The sequence below is a fragment of the Lysinibacillus sp. NPDC097195 genome (assembly GCF_044762075.1).
In the GTDB taxonomy this organism is placed as follows: Bacteria; Bacillota; Bacilli; order Bacillales_A; family Planococcaceae; genus Lysinibacillus.
Genome location: NZ_JBIWDP010000004.1, coordinates 112,103 through 134,310 on the forward strand (window position 1 = coordinate 112,103; position 22,208 = coordinate 134,310).

Here is a 22,208-nt window from a genome sequence, read left to right on the forward strand (position 1 = left end):
ATATATTACCACAACGCAATACATACTGTATGATACAAGTAAGCACAATAAAATCTCGAGCATGGCGCATGCATCACCACTAATAATTGACAAGGCTTATTCCAAATCTAATGCGTTTTATGAGCTATATAACTAAGGGAGGATGACAACGGTGGATCTGATTAATGCCTATATTTATGAAGTGATTAGAAAGCTTGCTAAAAATAAACGAGATGCTATAAAACATGAGCTACAATCGACAATTGAGGAAATGTTACCGGCTGATTATACAGAATCAGAGGTAAAAGAAGCACTATTAAAACTTGGTGATCCTGCACAGCTTGCTTTGAATTATCAAGATGGGCCGAATTATTTAATTGGCCCTCAAGTATACCGTTCCTACTTGCAGACAATCAAAGTAATTATTCCTTGGGCAATACTTATTACATTGATAGTTCACCTTGTAAAAAGTATTTGGTTTTATCCAGGGGATGAAAGTCTAGTCATGACTATTATTCAAGCATTGGCTATTACCATTGCCAACTTGTTTGCAGTCATATTCCAAGTACTGTTCTGGGTTACGATTGTTTTTATTATTATGGAACGTTATCACAAAGCTAAAATTTATCTTCCCTTTATTAAAGAAAACCAAGACTGGACACCAGAAGATTTAATAGTACGTCAAAAAAATCATATACCAATCAGTGATATTGTCCTTAGTCTTTTAGGGCTCGGACTTTTTACATTTTTTTATTTTAATGCTTCCAATCTTATAGGAATATACTCATCGGATGATAGAAGTGGCTTACGCTTTGTCATGCCCCTATTCAACCAAGATATTCTGTTATCCTTTAAACCGATTATTTTATGTTGGCTACTAGTCAGCATGGTCTTAACACTTTATAAATGGAAGGTTAGAAAATGGACGATGCCCATTGCCATCACAAGTGCGGCCCTTCAATGTTTTGGCATTGTTATTTTTATGGTGAACCAACCTAGTTTAATTCATAGTGCAGCGATTCCTTATATGGCGGCTATTTTGGAGACGACCTCAGCAAAAATGATGTTTTCTCTAGATCGCCTACTATTCATCTGTATCGTTATTACCATTGGAGCAAGTGTATTTGATATTTATAGTGGTTTTAAAAAAGCAAAAGTTCAATAAAGGCAATACCTTGTTATAATAATAAATTTAGACTTTTTCTCTATTTTGTCATTTTTTCACTATTCATTAATCACTTTCACCTATGAAGCACCTAGACCTCTCTAATAAAAAAGAATCGCATTCCCTAGTACAATATAACTTAAAATCGTTAAAACACCGTAAATCTTTAATGTTTTGTATAATATTGAAGGTGAGCGTATTTTTAAATACAATTTATAATCTGCATTTCATCAATGTTCAAGCAGAATAAGGAGTAAAAACTATGACAATTCTTCTTGTAGATGACAACCAAGTCAATCTATTCGTAATTGAAAAAATTTTAAAAAATGCAGGTTATGATAACTGTGTTTCTCTCTCATCGGCGTTTGAGCTTTTTGATTACCTTCAGTTAGATGCTAAAAATCCCGCAGGTAGTTCGGTAGATTTAATACTATTAGACATTATGATGCCTGAAATGGATGGGATAGAAGCTTGTAAACGCATTAAACAAAATGACAAATTAAAAGATATTCAAATTATTTTTGTAACGGCATTAGAAGATAAAAACAAACTTGCAGAAGCGCTCGATATTGGGGGGGTTGATTATATTACAAAACCTATCAATAAGACTGAGCTTCTTGCCAGAATTCGTGTTGCACTTCGCCTAAAGGCCGAGTTAGATTGGCATACAGAGCATGAAGCGAAAATCCAATATGAACTTGATTTAGCTACACATGTACAGCGCAGTTTATTAAGTGCACCGATACATGAAGAGCATATTCAAATCGAGGTGTCCTATCTACCTTCTTCTAATTTAGCTGGGGATATGTACTATTGGTACAAAATTAACGATCATCGCTATGCGGTTATTTTGCTCGATATGATGGGCCACGGTATTTCTGCAGCACTTGTATGCATGTTTATTTCGTCCGTTCTCAGGGAGGCTGTTAAACAGCTAGTAGAACCCGAATTGGTTATAAAAGAACTTAATCGTTATATGGCCATTCTTCAAAACACGAAAGAAGAAAATATTCATTACTTTACAGCTATTTACATAGTGATTGATACTGAACAAAAAACGGTTGAATACGTAAACGCTGGACATCCTTCTGGGTACGCCCTTGTTGATAACACAACATTAGTTCCGTTAAATCAAGGAAGCTGTGCTGTCGGCTTTTTTGATGAAATAAAAGTACAAAAGCAACTAATCAAGTATGAAAAAGATATACAAATCGTGTTATATACAGATGGCGTATTAGAGGCAATGGGGCCATGTGAAATAGAGTCCGAAAAACATCTACAAACGCTCACTTCTAGCAAATGGGATTACACAAAAAGTCTTATTGATAATCTGCTTCCTAAAGAAAAACAAGCAAACCAATCCGACGATATGTGTGTATTAATGATTCAGGCACAGGCTATTTAAATAACAATGTAAAGCACAAAATCCGCTTACACCTTTGTCGTAGACATACGTTAACATAATGTCTGCGACGAAAGTATAGCGGATTTTTTATTAGCTTTTAGCGAGCCTATTAATTTATTTTTTGATAAATCTTTTCAACACATACTACTTCTCTATACTTCGAAATAATCTCTTCATAGCGAAGTGTTTCTTTATCTCCTAAGCCTAAAAAGCCATTTTCACTAAGACTATCATAAAACAAATGATGTACTTGGCTTTGTAATTCTGGTGAAAAATAGATTAATACATTGCGGCATATAATGACGTGAAATTCATTAAACGATTGATCCGTTACTAAATTATGCTGTGCAAAAATAATGTTTTTTAATAGTTCCGGATGAAAATAAGCATATTGATAGTCTGTTTTATAGTATTCTGAAAAAGCATGACTACCTCCTGCAAGCATATAGTTTGTTGTATAGGCCTGCATTTTTTTTATAGAGAAGGCGCCCTTTTTGGCCTTCTCTAACACATGCTCATTCATATCGGTTGCGTAAATGACCGTTCTATCAATTAGTCCCTCTTCTTTTAGCAAAATAGCCATGGAATATACTTCTTCCCCTGTTGCACAGCCAGCATGCCATATGCGAATTTCCGGATACTGTTTTAAATAAGGCACGACTTCTTTTCGGAACGCTTTAAAAAAGCTAGGGTTTCGAAACATTTCCGTGACATTAATTGAAAAATCATTCAACAGCTGTTCTAGAAAATCTTCTTCATGTATCACCTTTTCCATTACACGAGAAATCGTTGGTATATTACTAACTCTCATTCGATTATAAATTCGACGCGAAATAGAAGAGCGATTATATTGCCGAAAATCAAAACCTGATAAGCGATAAACTGCTTCCAATAGTAGCTCAATTTCCATTTCGGCATGTTTATTCAGTTGAGGATCTAGCTCAAAATCATGGAATTGATTATCCATAGCTCATTCAACTCCCTTTAGAAACTAGCCATACACGTAATACCGATACTAACTGATCTAAATTTAATGGCTTACTAATATAATCAGAAGCACCAGCCTCTAATGACTTGTCGCGATCATTTTTCATTGCTTTTGCTGTTAAAGCGATAATCGGCAAATCTGTAAGGTTCATTTTTGTGCGGATAATAGACATGGTTTCGTATCCATCCATATTTGGCATCATAATATCCATTAGAATAAGATCGATATCGTTAGTCTTCTCCATTATCTTTATACATTCTAATCCGTCTTTTGCAACGAGAATATTCATACCTCGATTTTCTAGCGCTGCTTTCAATGCATAGATATTTCGATAATCATCATCAACAATTAAAATATTTTTCCCTTGGAATATTTCTACTTCCTGCGGGGAAACTGGACTGCTTTCATCTACTTGCTCGTGCACTTCCTCGATTGCCCCAGAATCTTCGATTGTAGCTACTACTTCCACATAAGTTGAGTCAATAACTGTCTCATTTAAGCCATTAGGCAAGCTTGGTATAGTAAGAGTGAAGCTACTGCCTTTCCCTTCTTCACTTTGCAACGTAATCCAACCACCGAGTAATTTTACAAACTCCTTACAGATGGATAACCCTAGCCCTGTTCCGCCATATTTGCGAACAGTTGCACCATCTGCTTGCTGGAATGATTCAAAGATTAGTTGGTGCTTGTCCTTTGGAATACCTATACCAGTGTCGGACACTGTTATTTCAAGCCATTCAGCACTTACTTCTTGCATATTCGTTGTTAACTGATTATGTTCAAGCTGCTTAATATCGACATGAACATAGCCCTGCTCCGTAAATTTCAATGCATTTGATAGTAAATTTTTCAAAATTTGTTGGAATCTCTTTTCATCTGTATAGAAAATATCCGCAACATTTTGTGCTTTTTCGATGTGCAACTCTAGATTTTTTTTCTTCGCTACCGGAGCAAAGATTTGCTCTATTTGTTGCGGCATTTCACTCATATTGACTTCATCGAAAATAATTTCAATTTTCCCAGCCTCAACTTTTGATATATCTAAAATATCATTAATTAACGCGAGTAAGTCTTCACCAGAAGAATGAATAACTCTTGCAAATTCCATCTCTTCTTCGGTTAAATTATTACTGCCATTCTCAGATAACATCTCAGATAAAATTAAAATGCTATTTAAAGGTGTTCGTAATTCATGAGACATATTGGCTAAAAACTGAGATTTATAATTTGAATGTAAGACAAGTTGCTCAGCACTATCTTCTAATTCTTTTTTCGCTCTCTCTAATTCTTGCGATTTCATTTCAGCCTCTTTTGATCTTTCCTCAAGCTGCTCATTAATCATCGTTAATTCTTCTGTTTGCATTTGTAATTCTTCAGATTGCGTTTGGAGCTCTTCCGATTGTACTTGTAATTCCTCTGTCATCGCTCTTGACTCATTTAGTAGTCGTACAATTTCCATGCGACCTAAAATACTATTAACGGTTAACCCGAATGTGTCGATGACTTGTTTAACTAATTCTTGCTGTAACGCACTATAGCCTGTCATTGTTGCTAATTCTGCAACAGCTATTACCTCGTCCTCAAAGATTATTGGGAAAATAAAAATACTTTTCGGTGGCGCTTCACCTAAACCTGTTCCGATGACACGATAATCTTCGGCAATGTCATGATTAATGAATACTCGTTTTTCTAACGCACACTGGCCAATTAAACCTTGCCCTAGTTTAAATTGTTCAATACCCACATTATCACAAGCATCAGCAAAACCAGCTTTCTTTACAAAGACTACATCGCCATTATGCATTTCCCGAACGTAAAAAGCACCGAATGAGGACTGTGTCTTATGTGCCATTTCTGCAAGAAAGGTTTCAGCCAATTTCGTAATAGCTGAGATCCCTTGATACTTTGTAACAACTTCAGCAAGATTAGCTTGCAACCATTCTCTTCTTTCAAATGAATCTAGCAACTCATTGGTAGCATCTGCAAGATCACTAATTTCATCTTTCGTTTTAACATGGATTCTTGTTTGATAATTACCTTTTGAAGCAGCCATTTGCCGAATTGTTTGTGAGACTTCTTTCATTGTTTTAACGATTGAGCGTGATATGCCACTCGCAATGACAATAGAGATGAAAGATACAAGCACAAGTATGCCGAATAGTCCTGTTGTTAAATTACTATTCATTTTATCCAATTTTTTGGCTTTATTTTGAGTGTACGCATTTTCATCTGTACGGAAAGCATCAAACTGGTTGCGCATTGTTTCCATATCTTTTCGACCAACATCTACTTTGAAAAACTCATTTATTGCCTCTGTGTTATTCTCTTTCTTGAATTGTATTGTTGGTTCACCAGAAGTTGAAATCCATTGTTCAATCGTAACTTTAATCGCATTTAACTTCTGCTGTTGGCTCTCTCTACCTTCTAGTAGCTGATAGAGTTGATCAAAATCAACCTTCCAATTTTCTTCAGCTTTATTATAAGGCTCTAAATAGCTGGAATCACCGGTAATGATATAGCCACGTTGGCTCGTTTCCATATCTAAAATATACTTTTCAATACGATTAGTAAGTGTTTGAATTTGCGAATCGTATTTAATAATGAAATTTCTTTCCTTTTGCAGGGAAGTAATTTGATTGTTTAATATAATCACTGATGCAAGTAAACAAAGGATAATAACTATATAACCAAGGATAATCTTTGTGCGAATACCCATTTTTAATTTTTCAAGCATTGATTTCCCTCCCTTTACTACCTGTCATATAGATATATTAACAGTATAATCATGGATTTCAAATCAACAGATGAGCATAGCTTTGTTGAGCTTAGCTGATTCATCTAGGACAAACCCCTACTGTGAAAGGTTTTTAGCTAATCTTTTTTATTCAAAGCTCGTCTATATTTTTTTTTATTTAAAACAAGTTTGTTCGTAAAAAAGTCTTTATAAATATTTACCCAAAAAAATTCAGAATTGTACCGAAATTGTTTCAGTGCCTGGCACTATATTTTTACATCAATTCATATACATCTTATATATTGAACGATTTTAAAATAAGGAGAGATCAATGGTGGAAATCTTTGTACGACCTGGTGATTCACTATGGCATTTTAGTGAGTTATTTAAAATACCTCTTCAACTAATTTTAGATTCCAATCGAAACCTCAATCCTCAACGACTTCCAGTTGGGCAACGCATTCAAATTCCTGGATTTACAACGGCTAATTATGTAATCAAACAAGGCGATTCTTTATGGCAAATTGCCCAACGACAAAATGTACCACTCGATACCATTTTGCTTGCTAATCCTAGTATTACACCAAATCGGCTTCAAATTGGCCAAACAATTCAAGTCCCTCAAAGAATTACTTGGCGGCTTGTAAACGGCAAGCAAAATTACGACTACAACATCATGATTAGCGATATTAAAAAGCTACAAGCAGCCTATCCGTTTCTTCAAAACACCTCCATCGGTAATTCTGTTTTAGAGCGCTCAATTCCTGAAATGCTTATTGGCAACGGCTCAAAGCGCGTTCATTATAACGGTTCATTTCACGCTAATGAATGGATTACGACACCAATTATCATGACATTCCTAAATGATTATTTACTAGCACTAACAAATCAAACGACGATTAGAGGGGTCTCCATGGCATCCCTTTATGCGCAAACAACACTTTCTATCGTACCGATGGTTAACCCTGATGGCGTCAATTTAGTTATTGATGGCCCACCGGATAATGAAACGCTAAAAAATAAACTCATCGCTTGGAACAATAACAGCACAAATTTCTCTGGATGGAAGGCAAATATTAATGGAGTTGATTTAAACGATCAATTCCCTGCGATGTGGGAGCTAGAAAGTGCTCGCAACCCTCAGACACCAGGACCACGGGATTACGGAGGAGAGGCGCCATTGACCCAGCCTGAAGCTATTGCCATGGCTGATTTAACTAGGAGAAGTAATTTTGCTTGGGTTTTAGCATTCCACACGCAAGGCAAAGTAATTTATTGGGGATTTGAAAATCTTGAACCACCAGAATCACAAACAATGGTAGAGGAATTTAGCCGAGTAAGTGGTTATGAGCCAGTTCAATCAGCAAATAGTTATGCAGGCTATAAAGATTGGTTTATACAAGACTGGCGTAGACCAGGGTTTACAGTGGAACTAGGAAGCGGAACAAACCCGCTTCCACTCAGTCAATTCGATGACATATATCAACAGGCACTAGGGATTTTTTTAGCGGGATTATATTTATAACAACAAAGCCGATAACGCCGGAAGCTGTTCCTGCGCTACCGGCTTTTATTTTTCTAAAAAGTACCATTAATTACTTTGACAGATAGAGTAATCTTTGCTAATATTACTCCATCAGATAGAGCAATAAAGGTTAAGTAGGTGACTTATGGTTCGAAGTGACATTATCCGAGGACATTTGGATTCCATTATTTTACGGCTGATTTTAGAGAAAGATCGCTACGGCTATGAAATTTCCCAAGAAATAAGCGTCCGGACAAATAATCGTTTTCAAATTAAAGAAGCAACTCTATACGCCGTATTTCAACGTTTAGAAAAAAAGGAAGTAATTGAAGCCTACTATGGTGATGTATCACATGGAGGTAAAAGAAAGTATTACCGCATTACCTCATTAGGCAAAGCTTATTTAAGTGAACTTGTAAAAGAGTGGACTGAAGTAAAAGAAATTATCGATTTATTTATGGAGGGCTTAGAATGAAGAAAATCAAACATCATATTGATGAGCTTTTTAAAGACATGCCAAGCAATAACGAAACTGAAATGGTGAAACAGGAAATCATCGAAAATCTCGAAGAAAAAGTATTTTATTTAATGGAGCAAGGAAAAGAAGAAGAGGATGCCATTAACAAAGCAATCGTTGAATTTGGCGATATCGATGATTTAAAAAAAGAGTTAGGCGTAAAAGCGCCACAAAAGAAAAGTATGGCAAAGTTAAATTTAGAATTTTCCTTATGGGGAAGTGGCTTAATCACAGCCTTCTTTATTTTTATCAATCTTTACTACACCCCAAATACTATTTGGGCAATCTATCCGATTTTCGCAATACTATGGTGGCCGCTTTCTATGTACTTTGTATGGTCACGTAAGAAATGGAGCGAGTAATATGAAGCATTATATTAGTTTCTCAGTTGTTGGCAGTTTAATGACAATGCTCTTTTTAGGCATTGTTAATTACTCTACTACACCCCAGACAATTTGGTTTATTTACCCTTGCCTATTGTTATTGCTATGGCCTATTACTTTATATTTCTTGTCAAAAAGGCTTTATAAGCAATACGCCGTCATTTGCAGCGCCATGGTCATTGCCTTTCTTATTATTGAAAATTTATTATATTCGCCACAACATTTATGGTTCATATACGCCATTTATCCAATCGTATGGTGGCCCATCTTAATGTTTTTAGAGGATAAAGCTAAATCATTGAACATTGCATTTATTGGCTGTGTAAGCACCATCGTCTATTATGCAATCATAAATATTATCATGTCCCCTCAATACCCTTGGGCAATCTACCCTGCCTTTTTAGTAATTTGGTGGCCCTTATCTCTTTATCATGCTCAGAAAAAAACATTTGTTGCCTATTCGGTTTATGCGAGCATACACATCAGTATCTTTTTTATTATCGTCAACATCGTTTCCTCACCAAGCGTCATTTGGGCTATATATCCAATTTTCGTTGTACTATGGTGGCCACTCAGTATGTATTTTTATGTACACAAAAGAAGACTTTATAAAAGCTCTACAATGTAAGCATCATGTCTCACCTATAATTGTTAACCCCTATCAGTAACTCAAAATACTATTAAAGGGAATGTACGTTATGGATAAAATCCAATCAGCACTTCTAAAAATTTTAACAATGATCTTACTTATTGTTTTCACTACTGGTCACAGCATTGTCTTCGCGAACAGTGAGGATATTACAGATAACTCTCTGGATACGTCTGCTATTGAAGCGTTTATGACAAGAGAAATAGAGAGACTACATATTCCAGGTGCATCACTCGCGATTGTTAAGAAAGATCAAGTTGAATATTTGCAAGGGTATGGTATTTCTAAACCTGACGGCACAAGAATGACACCGCAAACACCTATCGTCATTGGGTCTGTTAGTAAATCATTTACTGCACTGGCCATTATGCAGCTTGTGGATCAGGGGATACTCCATTTAGATGATACAGTACAATCAATACTACCGGAATTTCAACTTGCTAATAAAGAGGAAACTAAAAAAATAACTATTCAACACTTATTAAATCAAACAAGTGGTCTTTCCACATATGATGGTCAAGTAGCAATTTCGCAAGGAGATAAAACATTACAAGAGCACGTACAAAGCTTAGCAAAAATACAATTGGTATCGCCTGTAGGTACACAATACGAATATTCGAATTTAAATTACAACATTTTAGGTGCCATTATAGAGAAAGTTACAAATACGTCTTATAAAGACTATATAGATAAAAATATTTTTAAACCGCTGGAAATGTACAATAGCTATGCCAACCAAAAAGATATTACTAACAATACCCTTGCACACGGTTATCAAACTATATTCGGCATTAAGGTACCAACAGAGCAATTAATCCATGATGGCACCGTTCCTTCTGGCTACATTATTTCTAGTGCAGAAGATATGGCTAATTATATGTTGGCACAATTAAATGACGGTCACTTTAATAGTAAAAGTATTTTATCAGAAAAAGCAATGGATACCCTGCATCAACCATCCTCATTTATTACGCATAATACTTACTATGCGATGGGTTGGGAGATAAATAAAGAAATCATCTCTCATAATGGATGGACAGAAAATACTTATTCTAAAGTTTTATTGGATAGAGAATACGGTATTAGTCTTCAAATCAATGCTATGGATTATTTTAATTTAAATGAATATGATGCCATAGTTAGTGGTCTTTATAAACTTGTCCATTATGAACAACCTTCTCAATTTAATAATAATCCTTTTATAAAATATATACTTATGGATTTAATTTTCGTAATAATCATTGCACTAATTTCTAGATCTATCATTAAAATTTTCAAACAAAATAAAATATCAAACTTCCGACAAGTGCTTAATTGGTTCACTCTAATAGTATTTAACTTTATAATCCCTTTATCTATTTTAATTGGATTCCCAACATTATTCGGTCCTCTGTCTACCGTAACATTATTTGCTCCTGGAATAGGACATCTATTATTTATAATACCTATACTTTTATTAATAGTAGGGACTATCCTATTAGGAACGGCGCTATTCCAAAAGCCCATTAAAGCTGAATAAGTACTTTATTGGATTTATAAGTCATTCACTAACACAAATTATATAGTTACTATATAATTTAATTAGTAAATATTTTAATAGGCTGTGATTGAATGTCAAAAAGTAATCCAATGCACAACGTCGAAGTGATTATGCGAGAAATGCTAGAAATACAGCAAAAATCTAAGATGTTTGTCAATATGCTGTCTGAAGGCGAAACACTGTCACAAAATCAGCTAATTCTCCTCCTGCAATTAAAAATTAACGGTGGAATGAAAGCAACTGAAATTGCTGATTTCTTTAGTGTCACTCCCGGTGCCGTGACGTCCATGTGCGATAAACTGGAAAAATTAAATTTCATACATCGTATTAGAGAAAACGAAGATCGCCGTGTCGTCAATATGGTATTAACACCCGATGGAGAACAGAAAGTACAAGAAATATTTTTGAAATTCCCACAAGAAAAACTAACAGATATAGCAAAAGTATTAACTGAAGTGAATAAATTAATGAAAAAAATATTTTAAAATTTTTAACTAGGACTGTAGACAAAGTCGAATAATTTCGATTTTGCTATAGTCTTTTTTAATACTCCTATTTATTTGCAGCCCACTCCCCTTCAATCAACTAACAAAAGTCATTCAGTTGAACCTCTTCCCTGCTAATTGCAGTCATTTTAAACGTAAGATGATTTTTTATGCTCCAGTAGGCTTTTTTCGTTCTTGACAAAACAAAGTTACATATACTTTAATTAATATATGTTTTAATAATTAAAATATATATTAATTAAATTAAAGAGGTGAGAACCATGACAAATAGACGAATACAACAGCGTATTACGCTTACGAGTGGCATTATTAATGATTTAGCTTCAAATTGCGAACAATTAAATATTCGTGGTGCTGTTACTTTTCTGCAAAAAATTGACCTAAAAACAATCTCTACCCATGGGCATAGCGCTTTTCATTCCGCTGTTATTGCACGTGTTTTAAAAAATACAGGATCTTGTGTTATGAAGAGTGATTGCGAAATTGCTGAAGTAACAAATGCGGGGAATCTAACCATACACAATGGACAAATCGCGACCATCAATAGTTCAGGCAAACTAACAATTGAACAAAGCTTACGAGTACAACAGTTTTATGCCCTGGGCATTGTAAAAGCGCAAGAAATTCACGCAACACATTTTTACTTGAAATTATCCGGTGCAAGTAAGATTGAAAAATTAATGGCGGACGAAATAACAATAGAGAAAGATAAATTATCGATTCCACTGCTCAGAAAAAAACTTCATTGTCACACGATAAAAGGAAAGCAATTGCATCTTACCGATACAAATGCCGAGGTCGTTGAAGGAGAAGTGGTTGTAGTAGGCAGTCATTGTACAATACAAACGCTTTATTACACTAAAAGCTACTCTATTTCCCCCAATGCGAAAGTGCAACACATTATACGGAGGGAGCAACTATGAAGATTATTCGCGGATTTTTTTGCACGTTAGCTCTTCTTGTTCTTATCGTCCTTTACGGTGGGCTCATTGTCAGTGCATTAATAGCCCTCCTTGCAAGTATTTTAAGAACGCTAGGCGTAGATCAAATAAAAATGAGTGTTTGGCAAGGTATTGATGTGCCAGTAGCGTTCAGTATACCTTTCGCACTCATCATTTCTTCCATACTGTTCTATTGTTCACGACATGTAAAACGTGCCATGTCGTTTTGTTTTTCAACGCTAAGCAACTAGAGCCGCCTGTCCAAAAGAGGTTCAAATTCTTCACGCGACTACTCGAACCTCTTTCTTCAACTATTCACATGCTAATTATTTTCCTTAGCGATATGCAGCGCCTGTTTATTCGTTGCAATATGGATAGCCATAAGTACGGCAAATATAAGACCAACTGCACCAAAAGTAACTGCTACTAGCTGTAGTGAAAACCAGTCTGCCAATAAACCTAAACTAAACGTCAGTACGATTTGAATAACACTTTGAACAAGGCTAACAGAGCTACCGAATCGTCCCATTAAGTGCGGTGGGATGTTTTTTTGATAGACCGTATCGTATCCGGTATTGCTGAATGCCATAAACACCCCTAATGTAATAAAGCAAGCCGTCGCAAACCACATATTGCTTGCTGCATAAAATGCGGTATAGGATAACATCGTACATGTAAGTCCAACCCCTATATAAGTAGCGACTGAAAATTTATGTACTAAAGCAATCGCTAAAAATCCTCCAACAATAGCCCCTACGCCTGCAATACTGACGAGCACACCGTAAAGGCTGTCCGACGCCAATAAATTATTTTTAATAAACGTCATTTCTTGCGAATCTAATGCAAAAGCAGCCATTAGTGCAATTTGATAGGCCATAAAAAATTTTAAGAAATTAGGATATTGTTTGATAAAGCGCCAAACCATTTTAAAATCTGCTATAAGGACTCCCATTGTCAGCACGACCCGCTTCTCTTTTACTTCCTCTTCTATGTTTGGCAAACGTGCAATCACCCACGCACAAACAAAAAATGTCACACTATTAATCCATATTGCAATACTGATATTAAAAACTGCTATAAGGATACCTGCAATGGCCGGTCCTAACATAAAAGAACCTGAATTTAATGTGCCTAATAATGCATTAAAGCGTTGCTTATCCTCATCCTGTACGTATTTAGCAATATAATATGTACTACTTGGACCAAAGAAACTACTAGCGATATTCGCTAAAAACAACAAGCTATAGATAAGCCAAATTGACGTCATAAAAGGCATGAAGAAGACGATTAATCCCCTTGTAATATCCATCGCTATCATAATATTTCTTTTATTCGAGCGGTCTATAATGGAACCGGCCACAAAATTGGTCATTATGCGTGCAACGGGACCTACAATAAAAATCCCTGCTACTGCTGTTGCAGAATACGTTAAATGCCAAACCATTAAATTTAGCGCTACAAGATAAATCCAATTTCCTAAATAAGAAAAGCCAAATCCCCCTAATAGCAAACCATACTTTCGCATGATCTCCACAGTAATCCCCCCTCTAGTTACTAATCTAGCTCATTCGCTTGCGTGCTTTTTCACTTGCATAGAATGCTCTTTCATAACAATTACTCGCATTTTTATAGGCGTGAAGTGTTTTATAAAGATGGGCAAATAGCGGCGCATAAAATAGTACAAGTGCATAGTATTGTTGCGTTTCAAAATAAGATAAAGCTTTTTCTTCAAGCGCTTTTAAAACGGTGATTTCAATATCCTCCTGCGTCACATAACTTAATACTTCTAATTGATATTCCTGATGTAATGCATTCGTTAGTAAACCTTTATATTTTTTGATATAACACTTTACATTTTCTATCTCTTCATTACGGTAAAAAGTTCGAATTAAATTAGTAACTGTTAATGGACATGTATGATAGGCTAAAGCTTTTTGATAATGTTCAATAGCTTGTGAATAGGCACCCTGACACTCATAACAGTAAGCTAAATTATTATAAATTGAACTTAATTGAGTAGCTGTTTGTAAATTTGGTACATGGCTCACTAATTCTAAACTCGCATCGTATTCGACAATCGCTCGTTCAAATTGATTTAAGTCATTGTATATTCCTGCTTTTAATAAATAGAGATTTAACTGAAATAATGGCGAATAATGATGTGTAAATGCATCACTAGCAGCATTTATATATTTAAGTGCTAGATGAAACTGGTAACGGCGATCATAAGCCAATGCAAGATTATAAAGATAAAATGCATACTCATAACGCTTAGCGTGGTTGAAATAATGATTGGATTGGTACTTATTGTTCAGCTCGATTAATGCAGAATATTGTTCAGTCTGTAAATAATAATTGCTTATTGTTAATAAATACATTTGTGTTACTCTGTTTGGTTGCCAGTTAATTAGGGGATGAATCTTTGCTAAGTACCCTTTTGCAAGCTTAATGTCATTTAAAGAAAGTAAATAACGGCAATAAACAATTTCATATTTTATAGATGTTGTATTCAAGCACATAGTTTGTGAAGAAGACGAAAAAAGGGATAATTCATGTTCAGTAAGTTTTTGATGACTTAATATTTTTTCAAAAATGGAATCTAATTGCTCATCTAGATATTGCTGATTCCCTATGTACTTGTCTAAATCTATTTGCAAACGCTCTAACAGTAACCGATATATTGCCTCATCTGCTATAACCACACCGTTTTCTATTCGACTTAAATAAGATGGTGTGCAGATGCCCACAGCTAAATCATCTTGTTTAAAATTTCTTTGTAGGCGATGATGTTTAATTAATTGACCAAGCTCTATTAAAATTTTGTCATTCATTTACTTCCCCCCACCCTTATCTTACCAAAATTTACAAACGTAATATTGTGTATATTTTTTTACTTATTTTATGTAAAGCCGCCAATTTGATTCTTTGTTACACATATGCCATTTTTACATGATGATTTCTAAGAGTTACAGAAAATGATTCTATGTTGCTTTTGCTTCACATTTTTTACTATAAAACTATACAAGAAAGGTGGTGCTTCAATCGTGGACGGACAGCTTCTCTTTAGTACGGTATTTATTGCGGGGATCCTTTCTTTCCTCTCTCCCTGCATTGTCCCTTTATTACCTGTTTATTTATCAGTACTTTCAACCAATGCAAACGGTAAAGCTAGTCAACATGTCTTTTCTATTGGTAAATGGCAATTGAACCCTCATTTATTATTTAAAACAGTCGTTTTTGTTTTTGGTCTTTCAACGAGCTTCGTCATTTTAGGATTTGGCGCCGGTTTTCTTGGCGCAGTCATTAATACAGATTGGTTTATCGTCGTCTGTGGTGCACTAGTTGTATTGCTCGGTTTACATCAAGTCGGCATCTTCAAAATAGCTGCCCTTCAGAAGGAAACGAAAGTACAACTAACAAGAAGTAATAAACGTGATTTACTCGGCACCTATTTATTAGGACTCACATTTAGTATGGGTTGGACGCCTTGTATCGGGCCTATTCTAGGGGCGGTATTAGGTTTATCAGCAAGTGAGGGGCAGGCAACTTATGGGGCAATGATGATGTTTTTCTATGCACTTGGGCTATTAATTCCTTTCTTACTGCTTGCTATTTTCTCGGATTTACTATTAAGACATGTAAAAAAATTGAATAAGCATGCGCAGAAAATCAAAATTGCTGGTGGCATCATTATTATTTTCATGGGCATTGTCTTAATGACCAATAATTTAAACCTGTTACTGACGTTTATTCCACAATAAGAAAGGAGCTTTCGTATGGTTCATTTGAAACAACTTGTCGTTTTAATTGCGGCAGTATTTCTGTTAGGTGCTTGCTCTGGCGATTCCAAAAGTACGTCTACTACAAAAGCAGCAACAAACAATGATGCGAGGTATGCACCAACCTTTGAATTAGCAGATATAAAAGGAGATACTTATAATCTTGCTGATTATAAAGGCAAAAATGTGTATATCAAATTTTGGGCTTCGTGGTGCTCTATTTGCCTAGCCGGCTTAGAAGAATTAAATATGTTAGCTGGTGAAGAACAAGATTTTGTTGTTTTAAGCATCGTATCTCCGAATTTCAATAATGAAAAAAATAGTGATGCCTTTATTAAATGGTTTAAAGGGGTTGAAAATACAGCCAATATTAAAGTGCTATTAGATGAAGATGGCACTATTGCAAAACAATACAATGTGCGAGCTTATCCAACGTCGGCTTATATCGGCTCGGATGGTACACTCATTCAAACGCTACCGGGTCATGTAAGCAATTCACAAATTATTGAGAAATTTAAAAGTATCCAATAATAAAGGGAGGTACAGCGAATGAAATTAAAACTATTTGGCGCATTATTTAGTATTGTCCTATTGCTATCCGCATGCTCGGCTGACACTTCTTTATTAACGAGTAGTGCAAGTACAGCCCAAGCTGAGTCCAAATATCCACCTAATCCAAACGTTAACTTAAGTTTCGATACAAATAATTTAAAAGATATTTATCTTGCAGGTGGCTGCTTCTGGGGTGTAGAACATTATATGGCACGTGTTTACGGTGTGTATGATGCAGAGTCAGGTTACGCAAATGGCAACACAGAAAATCCAACCTACGAGGATGTCATTTGGAAGAATACAGGTCATGCGGAAACGGTCCATGTACGTTACGATCCAGAGCGCGTTAATTTAGAAAAGCTCTTGACACATTTCTTCCAAATTATTGACCCTACTTTATTAAATCAGCAAGGAAATGACCGTGGTACCCAATATCGTACAGGTATTTACTATACAGATGAAGCAGATAAATCCATTATTGATCAGGTAGTAGCGAAAGAACAAGAACGCTATGACGATCCAATTGTTACGGAAGTGGAACCACTTAAAAACTTTACAGTGGCAGAAGAGTATCACCAAGATTATTTAGAAAAAAATCCAGACGGCTATTGCCATGTAGAATTTGATTCTTTGGAAAATCAAGAAATCCCTTCACTCATTGACCCTGCGCTCTATCCAAAGCCTAGTGATGAGGAAATTAAAAAAATGTTAACAAAGGAACAGTATCGTGTAACACAAGGAAATGGAACGGAAATGGCTTATTCCAATGAATACTGGGACCTCTATGATCCAGGTATTTACGTTGACATTGTAACTGGTGAGCCTCTATTTTCATCAGCAGATAAATACGATTCCATGTGCGGTTGGCCAAGCTTTACAAAACCAATTGACCCAGCAGTAGTGCTTGAATATGAAGACACTAGCTATAATATGATTAGAACCGAAGTGAGAAGCCGCACTGGCAATAGTCACCTAGGGCATGTCTTTAATGATGGACCTATCGATCGTGGCGGTTTGCGTTACTGCATTAACAGTGCTGCCATTAAATTTATTCCGCAAGCTGAAATGGAAGCAGCTGGCTATGGCTACTTAGTACATCTAACTAAATAAAAATCAGTGCCAGGCATTCACACAATTCTCACACAATTGGAATGTAGCGCACATGTAAGCCGCAACAAACCGCATAACAGCGGCGGTTGCGGCTTACGTCGTGCCCCGGAGAATAATTAGATTTTGCAATGTAGACATTCACCTTAATCCATTAAGCTTTTATAGGGCAGACCTCCTGCTATCCCTTATACTTTTGTTAAGGCTACCTTTCACATCGACTCCCGCGGCATGTATAGTGGATTTGTAAGATGTAAGAGTTGTCTATTTGTATTCCGTTGCACTATTTTGTAAAGGGGTGAAAGACATGTATAAATTATTAGTCGTCGATGATGAAGCTATTATTATTAAAGGTATTCGTTCATTTGTTAATTTTGAGGAGCTTTCCATCTCTGAAGTATTTGAGGCGTCCAATGGTGAAACCGCACTTGAAATCTTTAAGAAATACAGCCCTGATCTTATTCTCGCCGATATTAATATGCCTAAAATGAATGGACTTGATTTTGCTATTGCAGCCAAAGCAATCAAATCAGATGTCAAAATTGCTATAATTACAGGCTATGATTATTTTGATTATGCAGTAACAGCTTTAAAAGCAGGTATAGATGATTACGTATTAAAACCTGTTTCTAAAAAAGATGTGCAGGAAACGTTAAAGCATTTAATCGAAAAGCTACAAGCTACCCAAAATCAACATGAGATTACGCGCCTTGTTGAAGGAATTTTAAATGATACAAAAATTAATGATGACACTAGTTATAAGGCTAAAATCCAAAAGGAAATTGATCAAAATATCGCCAATGTCGATTTCTCCTTAAACTATTTAGCAAAGCAAATGTCCTTAAGTAATTCCTATTTAAGCAGCCTATTTAAGAGGCTTTATGGTAAAAACTTTCAAGATTATATGCTGTCAATCCGCTTAGACCGGGCAAAAATTTTTTTACTCAGCACCGATATGAAAGTATATGAAATTGCAGCAGCTGTCGGCTTTGACGACCCCAATTATTTCAGTGCTTCATTTAAAAGGAAATTTGATATTTCCCCCAATCAGTTTAGAGAAAAAATGAGGGAAAAACCGTGAAGAAATGGAACATGTTAAAAACATTACGCATGCAAATTGCCCTTCATTATTTAAAAGCTAGTGGCCTTATATTGTTATTAATGGGCATCATTTTGTACTATAGCATTTCCTCTGTCGTGTTAAGCGAAGCAACATCTAGCACCAAAACAGCAGTTGAAAAGAGCGGTATGTATATAGATCTTTATATCGACCGATTAAAAGCAGTGTCCGCTTTACTGGCTGAAGACCCTCAGCTTGTAAGCTATTTTTCGAACGCCGAACGTGACCCTACTACGAAACAAAATATACTATCCATGATTCGAACAACGATGGCAACAGATCCGTTCATTCAATCAGTCGTTATTGTTAGTAAAGATGGGCAAGTACTGTCCAATGAGAAAGGCTTAATTATGAGTATGTCGAGCAATATGATGAAGGAACAATGGTATGTGGCAGCTGTTAATAATGGCAGCAAACCCGTCCTGACATCGGCTCGCATGCAGCATTTTTCAATGGATAAAGACAATTGGGTCATATCCATAAGCCGCGAAATAAAAAATCCCGCAGGACAAAATATCGGTGTATTACTTATTGATATCCAATATAAAGTAATAGAAGACTTTTTAGCTAACTTAGATTTAGGGAAAAATGGTTTTTCTTTTATTATTAATGATAACGGAGAGGTTGTTTATCATAGGGACACGACGTATTTCGAAGATAATGTAAAACAACAACAATTGCAGCAAATTATCGCCAATCAAGCAGGCTACGATAAAGAAAAAAATACGTTAACGCATACCTATAAGTTAAAAAATGCCGACTGGACTTTTGTTGGCGTATCCTCACAAGACGGACTGCTCATGATAAAAAAGCAGTTGCTTGAAACCTTTTTACTAGTCGGTACTATTCTTTTTATTATTGCTGCTGGCAGTGTTGCTTTATTAGCCGGACGAATTACAACTCCATTCCAACGTTTAGAAAAAGCGATGCAAAATATCGAAAACGGCTTAAAAGAAGTACCTATTGATGAAAGAGGATGTTATGAGGCCCAAAGCTTAGCAAAACATTTCAATAGTATGATTGGGCAAATAGAAAAATTGATGCAAGAAATTACGGAGAAAGAGAAACACTTAAGAGCAACTGAAATTAGTGCACTCCACAGTCAAATTAATCCTCATTTCTTATACAATACATTAGACACAATCGTTTGGATGGCGGAGTTTAACGACAGTGATAAAGTCATTGAAATAACAAAAGCACTTGCCCAATTTTTCCGCTTGTCACTCAGTGGCGGAAACGAACTGACAACTGTTGAAAATGAATTAGACCATGTCCGTCAATATTTGTTTATCCAAAAGGAACGTTACGGAGATAAGTTGAATTATACAATTATCGGTGATGAAACTATTCGAAATATACAACTGCCCAAAATTCTTTTACAACCAATTGTTGAAAATGCTTTATATCACGGTATACGCAGCACTTCTCGTATCGGACATATTGACATTCGCGCAATTCCTAGTGGAACTGATGTGGAGTTTATCATCCAAGACAATGGACCTGGCTTTGATGTTACACAATTAACAAACGAGCCTAATGAAAAGCGAACAAAACTTGGTGGCGTTGGTATTAACAATGTCGATCAACGCATTAAACTGTACTACGGACCTAACTACGGTCTTACAATCAATTCCAGTATAGGGACAGGTACTACCGTTTCAATTAAGATTCCTCAGAAAATGGATTTAAGAAAGGACTAAGGTGTACACCTTAGTCCTTTTCACTCAATGTATTGAATAGTTGTCAAATACAAACTAGTGCCATGCAGTCCGCTCGCTTACAGGTTGTCGTGTAGCTGTCTTCTCTTGTGCTTCAGAAACATTATTAGCTTGTGCTGAAGCGCCATCAAAATCGAAATCAGATCCAAACTCCCCTTGATAAAACTTCTTGCCACCTTGGTATTGATTTTTCGCACTTTGCTTGTCAGTGACTTTTGCATTGTTACGATTTTTGTTCATATTTGACATAGCCATCCCCCATTGATTTTATTGAAAAGCAATGAAGCAGCTTAGCTGTTCATCATCTTTTCATTTTAAAGTTTGGCCAAGCTAGGGATTTTTTATTTATAAAAGCATTTATTTAAGTGAAAGTTTGATCTACTTGCTTAAAAATGTTTTATTTAAAACTTGTTAGCTAAAAAAGTTTGAATAGATTTAGGTAACATTTGAAAAAATAGTCCCTCATATTTAATATCGAGCAGACCCGCAATAAAAATAATGATAACGATGAATGCTAAAAAGGGTTTCTTATTTTTAGAAATCCAATTCAATAGGCTCCCCTCCTTAGATAAATTACGTTTAGTCCAAATTAAGTATATAGTGATTCGAGAAAAAAATATATTATTGCTTTTTTATCAGCTAAGCATACACTGTCACCCCTATATGACTTGTTACATAGATTAAAATAACACTGTATTATAAGACGGCAATTTCCTCATTGTCATAGGGAGTTGCGTTCTAAGAAAGGAATGGCTATGGTAAATTTTAATTTTTTTCAGGGCGTCGTGACGCAAATAAATGATTTTGCAACCGGGCAAAATGCGCAAAGTGAGGGGTGCTATACGTTAATGACGGTAGAAGATGGCGCTGGTGGCATCGTTAATTTTGTCATTTCGCCTACTACTTATTTTGTAAATCAAGAAGTTGTAAGACGTGGTGATCGGGTTGTTGGATATTATGATGGCAATGCGCCTGCGCCTTTGATTTATCCCCCACAATACCAAGCACTTATCGTTGCAAAAGAAAACAGCTATCAAAATGTTAAGGTAGATTATTTTAATTCACAATTATTGAGTAGCGATGGGCAGTTACAATTAAATCTTGCTCCTTATACACCGATTTTACTTAGAAATGGGCAGCCTTTTTCAAAAAGTCCTGCAAATCGCACACTTCTTGTTGTCTACGGGCCTACAACAAGAAGTATTCCCGCACAAACTACACCTCACGAGGTAATTGTTTGGTGTTAAGCCAAGTCTGATAGCCTATAGCGTAAAAATCCACTACGCTTTCCGCGGGCACACTGTAAGCCGCAACCCTCGCTAACGCGCGGCTTGTTGCGTCTTACGCTGCGTGCGTTCCCGCAGGAGTCTTCGTGGATTTTTACTTAGAAATAATTCTTTGCAAAGACTATGCATTCTAAAATGAGGCTATCCCATCAACCTCTCCTTTCATTATAAAATAGCCTATTGCGTAAAAATCCACTATGCTTTCCGCGGGCACACTGTAAGCCGCAACCCTCGCTAACGCGCGGCTTGTTGCGTCTTACATTTTGTGCTGTTCCCGCTGGAGTCTTCGTGGATTTTTACTTAGAAATAATTAC

General features: G+C 35.9%; 22 protein-coding genes. 16 read left to right on the forward strand and 6 right to left on the reverse strand.

The features are described from left to right. Positions 1-151: 151 nt before the first annotated feature. Both ACIQXI_RS17660 and ACIQXI_RS17665 read left to right on the forward strand, forming a co-directional pair. Positions 152-1,144 (forward strand): hypothetical protein, encoded by a 993-nt coding sequence (locus tag ACIQXI_RS17660; protein ID WP_402927400.1) that lies wholly within the window; start codon positions 152-154, stop codon positions 1,142-1,144. A gap of 262 nt (positions 1,145-1,406) precedes the next feature. Then, positions 1,407-2,549, forward strand: a complete 1,143-nt coding sequence (locus tag ACIQXI_RS17665) for a SpoIIE family protein phosphatase (protein ID WP_402927401.1) — start codon at positions 1,407-1,409, stop codon at positions 2,547-2,549. Between the two features lie 109 nt (positions 2,550-2,658). Here ACIQXI_RS17665 and ACIQXI_RS17670 read toward each other — a convergent pair whose 3' ends face one another. Beyond that, on the reverse strand, positions 2,659-3,516 hold the full coding sequence (locus ACIQXI_RS17670; protein ID WP_402927402.1) for a CheR family methyltransferase: 858 nt from the start codon (positions 3,514-3,516) through the stop codon (positions 2,659-2,661). Positions 3,517-3,523: 7 nt separating this feature from the next. After that, positions 3,524-6,271, reverse strand: a complete 2,748-nt coding sequence (locus tag ACIQXI_RS17675; RefSeq protein ID WP_402927403.1) for an ATP-binding protein — start codon at positions 6,269-6,271, stop codon at positions 3,524-3,526. A gap of 334 nt (positions 6,272-6,605) precedes the next feature. Here ACIQXI_RS17675 and ACIQXI_RS17680 point away from each other — a divergent pair, with 334 nt between their 5' ends. The 8 genes from ACIQXI_RS17680 to ACIQXI_RS17715 all read left to right on the forward strand — a co-directional run bounded on the left by ACIQXI_RS17680 (position 6,606) and on the right by ACIQXI_RS17715 (position 12,583). Then, the gene (locus tag ACIQXI_RS17680) at positions 6,606-7,796 is read left to right on the forward strand and encodes a M14 family metallopeptidase (RefSeq protein ID WP_402927555.1); all 1,191 of its coding nucleotides are present in this window, start codon (positions 6,606-6,608) and stop codon (positions 7,794-7,796) included. 145 nt (positions 7,797-7,941) lie between these two features. Beyond that, a complete protein-coding gene (locus ACIQXI_RS17685) occupies positions 7,942-8,271 on the forward strand; it encodes a PadR family transcriptional regulator (RefSeq protein ID WP_340821646.1) in 330 nt (109 codons plus the stop codon). Then, positions 8,268-8,675: a permease prefix domain 1-containing protein gene (locus tag ACIQXI_RS17690; protein ID WP_402927404.1), complete on the forward strand. Its 408-nt coding sequence runs from the start codon at positions 8,268-8,270 to the stop codon at positions 8,673-8,675. The genes ACIQXI_RS17685 and ACIQXI_RS17690 overlap by 4 nt, the downstream gene beginning before the upstream one ends. 1 nt (position 8,676) lies before the next feature. Next, on the forward strand, positions 8,677-9,324 hold the full coding sequence (locus ACIQXI_RS17695) for a hypothetical protein (protein ID WP_402927405.1): 648 nt from the start codon (positions 8,677-8,679) through the stop codon (positions 9,322-9,324). Between the two features lie 70 nt (positions 9,325-9,394). Next, the gene (locus ACIQXI_RS17700; protein WP_402927407.1) at positions 9,395-10,864 is read left to right on the forward strand and encodes a serine hydrolase domain-containing protein; all 1,470 of its coding nucleotides are present in this window, start codon (positions 9,395-9,397) and stop codon (positions 10,862-10,864) included. 92 nt (positions 10,865-10,956) lie between these two features. Beyond that, positions 10,957-11,370, forward strand: coding sequence for a MarR family winged helix-turn-helix transcriptional regulator (locus ACIQXI_RS17705; RefSeq protein ID WP_402927409.1), 414 nt, complete (start codon positions 10,957-10,959; stop codon positions 11,368-11,370). A gap of 281 nt (positions 11,371-11,651) precedes the next feature. Then, positions 11,652-12,314 (forward strand): hypothetical protein, encoded by a 663-nt coding sequence (locus tag ACIQXI_RS17710; RefSeq protein WP_402927410.1) that lies wholly within the window; start codon positions 11,652-11,654, stop codon positions 12,312-12,314. Further along, positions 12,311-12,583, forward strand: coding sequence for a hypothetical protein (locus tag ACIQXI_RS17715; protein ID WP_402927412.1), 273 nt, complete (start codon positions 12,311-12,313; stop codon positions 12,581-12,583). Before ACIQXI_RS17710 ends, ACIQXI_RS17715 begins: the two co-directional genes overlap by 4 nt. 71 nt (positions 12,584-12,654) lie before the next feature. Here ACIQXI_RS17715 and ACIQXI_RS17720 read toward each other — a convergent pair whose 3' ends face one another. Together ACIQXI_RS17720 and ACIQXI_RS17725 are read right to left on the reverse strand one after the other, a co-directional pair. Then, positions 12,655-13,857 carry an MFS transporter gene (locus tag ACIQXI_RS17720; protein ID WP_402927556.1) on the reverse strand — a complete coding sequence of 401 codons (1,203 nt, stop codon included), beginning with the start codon at positions 13,855-13,857 and terminating at the stop codon, positions 12,655-12,657. A 34-nt stretch (positions 13,858-13,891) separates the two neighbouring features. Then, a complete protein-coding gene (locus ACIQXI_RS17725) occupies positions 13,892-15,163 on the reverse strand; it encodes a helix-turn-helix domain-containing protein (protein ID WP_402927413.1) in 1,272 nt (423 codons plus the stop codon). A gap of 213 nt (positions 15,164-15,376) precedes the next feature. On the opposite strand from ACIQXI_RS17725, the gene ACIQXI_RS17730 reads away from it, so the two are divergent. From ACIQXI_RS17730 to ACIQXI_RS17750, 5 genes are all read left to right on the forward strand, one after another. Next, positions 15,377-16,093 (forward strand): cytochrome c biogenesis CcdA family protein, encoded by a 717-nt coding sequence (locus ACIQXI_RS17730; RefSeq protein WP_402927415.1) that lies wholly within the window; start codon positions 15,377-15,379, stop codon positions 16,091-16,093. A gap of 15 nt (positions 16,094-16,108) precedes the next feature. Next, positions 16,109-16,642, forward strand: a complete 534-nt coding sequence (locus tag ACIQXI_RS17735; RefSeq protein WP_402927416.1) for a redoxin domain-containing protein — start codon at positions 16,109-16,111, stop codon at positions 16,640-16,642. An 18-nt stretch (positions 16,643-16,660) separates the two neighbouring features. Next, positions 16,661-17,773 (forward strand): peptide-methionine (R)-S-oxide reductase MsrB, encoded by a 1,113-nt coding sequence (gene msrB, locus ACIQXI_RS17740; protein ID WP_402927418.1) that lies wholly within the window; start codon positions 16,661-16,663, stop codon positions 17,771-17,773. A 304-nt stretch (positions 17,774-18,077) separates the two neighbouring features. Next, complete coding sequence (locus ACIQXI_RS17745) at positions 18,078-18,851, forward strand: response regulator transcription factor (RefSeq protein ID WP_402927420.1); 774 nt, start codon at positions 18,078-18,080, stop codon at positions 18,849-18,851. Beyond that, entirely contained in the window at positions 18,848-20,590 is a 1,743-nt protein-coding gene (locus ACIQXI_RS17750; protein ID WP_402927421.1) for a cache domain-containing sensor histidine kinase, read from the forward strand. The genes ACIQXI_RS17745 and ACIQXI_RS17750 overlap by 4 nt, the downstream gene beginning before the upstream one ends. A gap of 54 nt (positions 20,591-20,644) precedes the next feature. Here ACIQXI_RS17750 and ACIQXI_RS17755 read toward each other — a convergent pair whose 3' ends face one another. Both ACIQXI_RS17755 and ACIQXI_RS17760 read right to left on the reverse strand, forming a co-directional pair. Next, positions 20,645-20,857 (reverse strand): hypothetical protein, encoded by a 213-nt coding sequence (locus ACIQXI_RS17755; RefSeq protein WP_402927423.1) that lies wholly within the window; start codon positions 20,855-20,857, stop codon positions 20,645-20,647. Between the two features lie 152 nt (positions 20,858-21,009). After that, positions 21,010-21,159, reverse strand: coding sequence for a hypothetical protein (locus ACIQXI_RS17760; protein ID WP_402927425.1), 150 nt, complete (start codon positions 21,157-21,159; stop codon positions 21,010-21,012). Between the two features lie 204 nt (positions 21,160-21,363). Between ACIQXI_RS17760 and ACIQXI_RS17765 the strand changes: the two genes are divergently transcribed. Continuing rightward, positions 21,364-21,855, forward strand: coding sequence for a hypothetical protein (locus ACIQXI_RS17765; protein ID WP_402927427.1), 492 nt, complete (start codon positions 21,364-21,366; stop codon positions 21,853-21,855). Positions 21,856-22,208 lie beyond the last annotated feature (353 nt).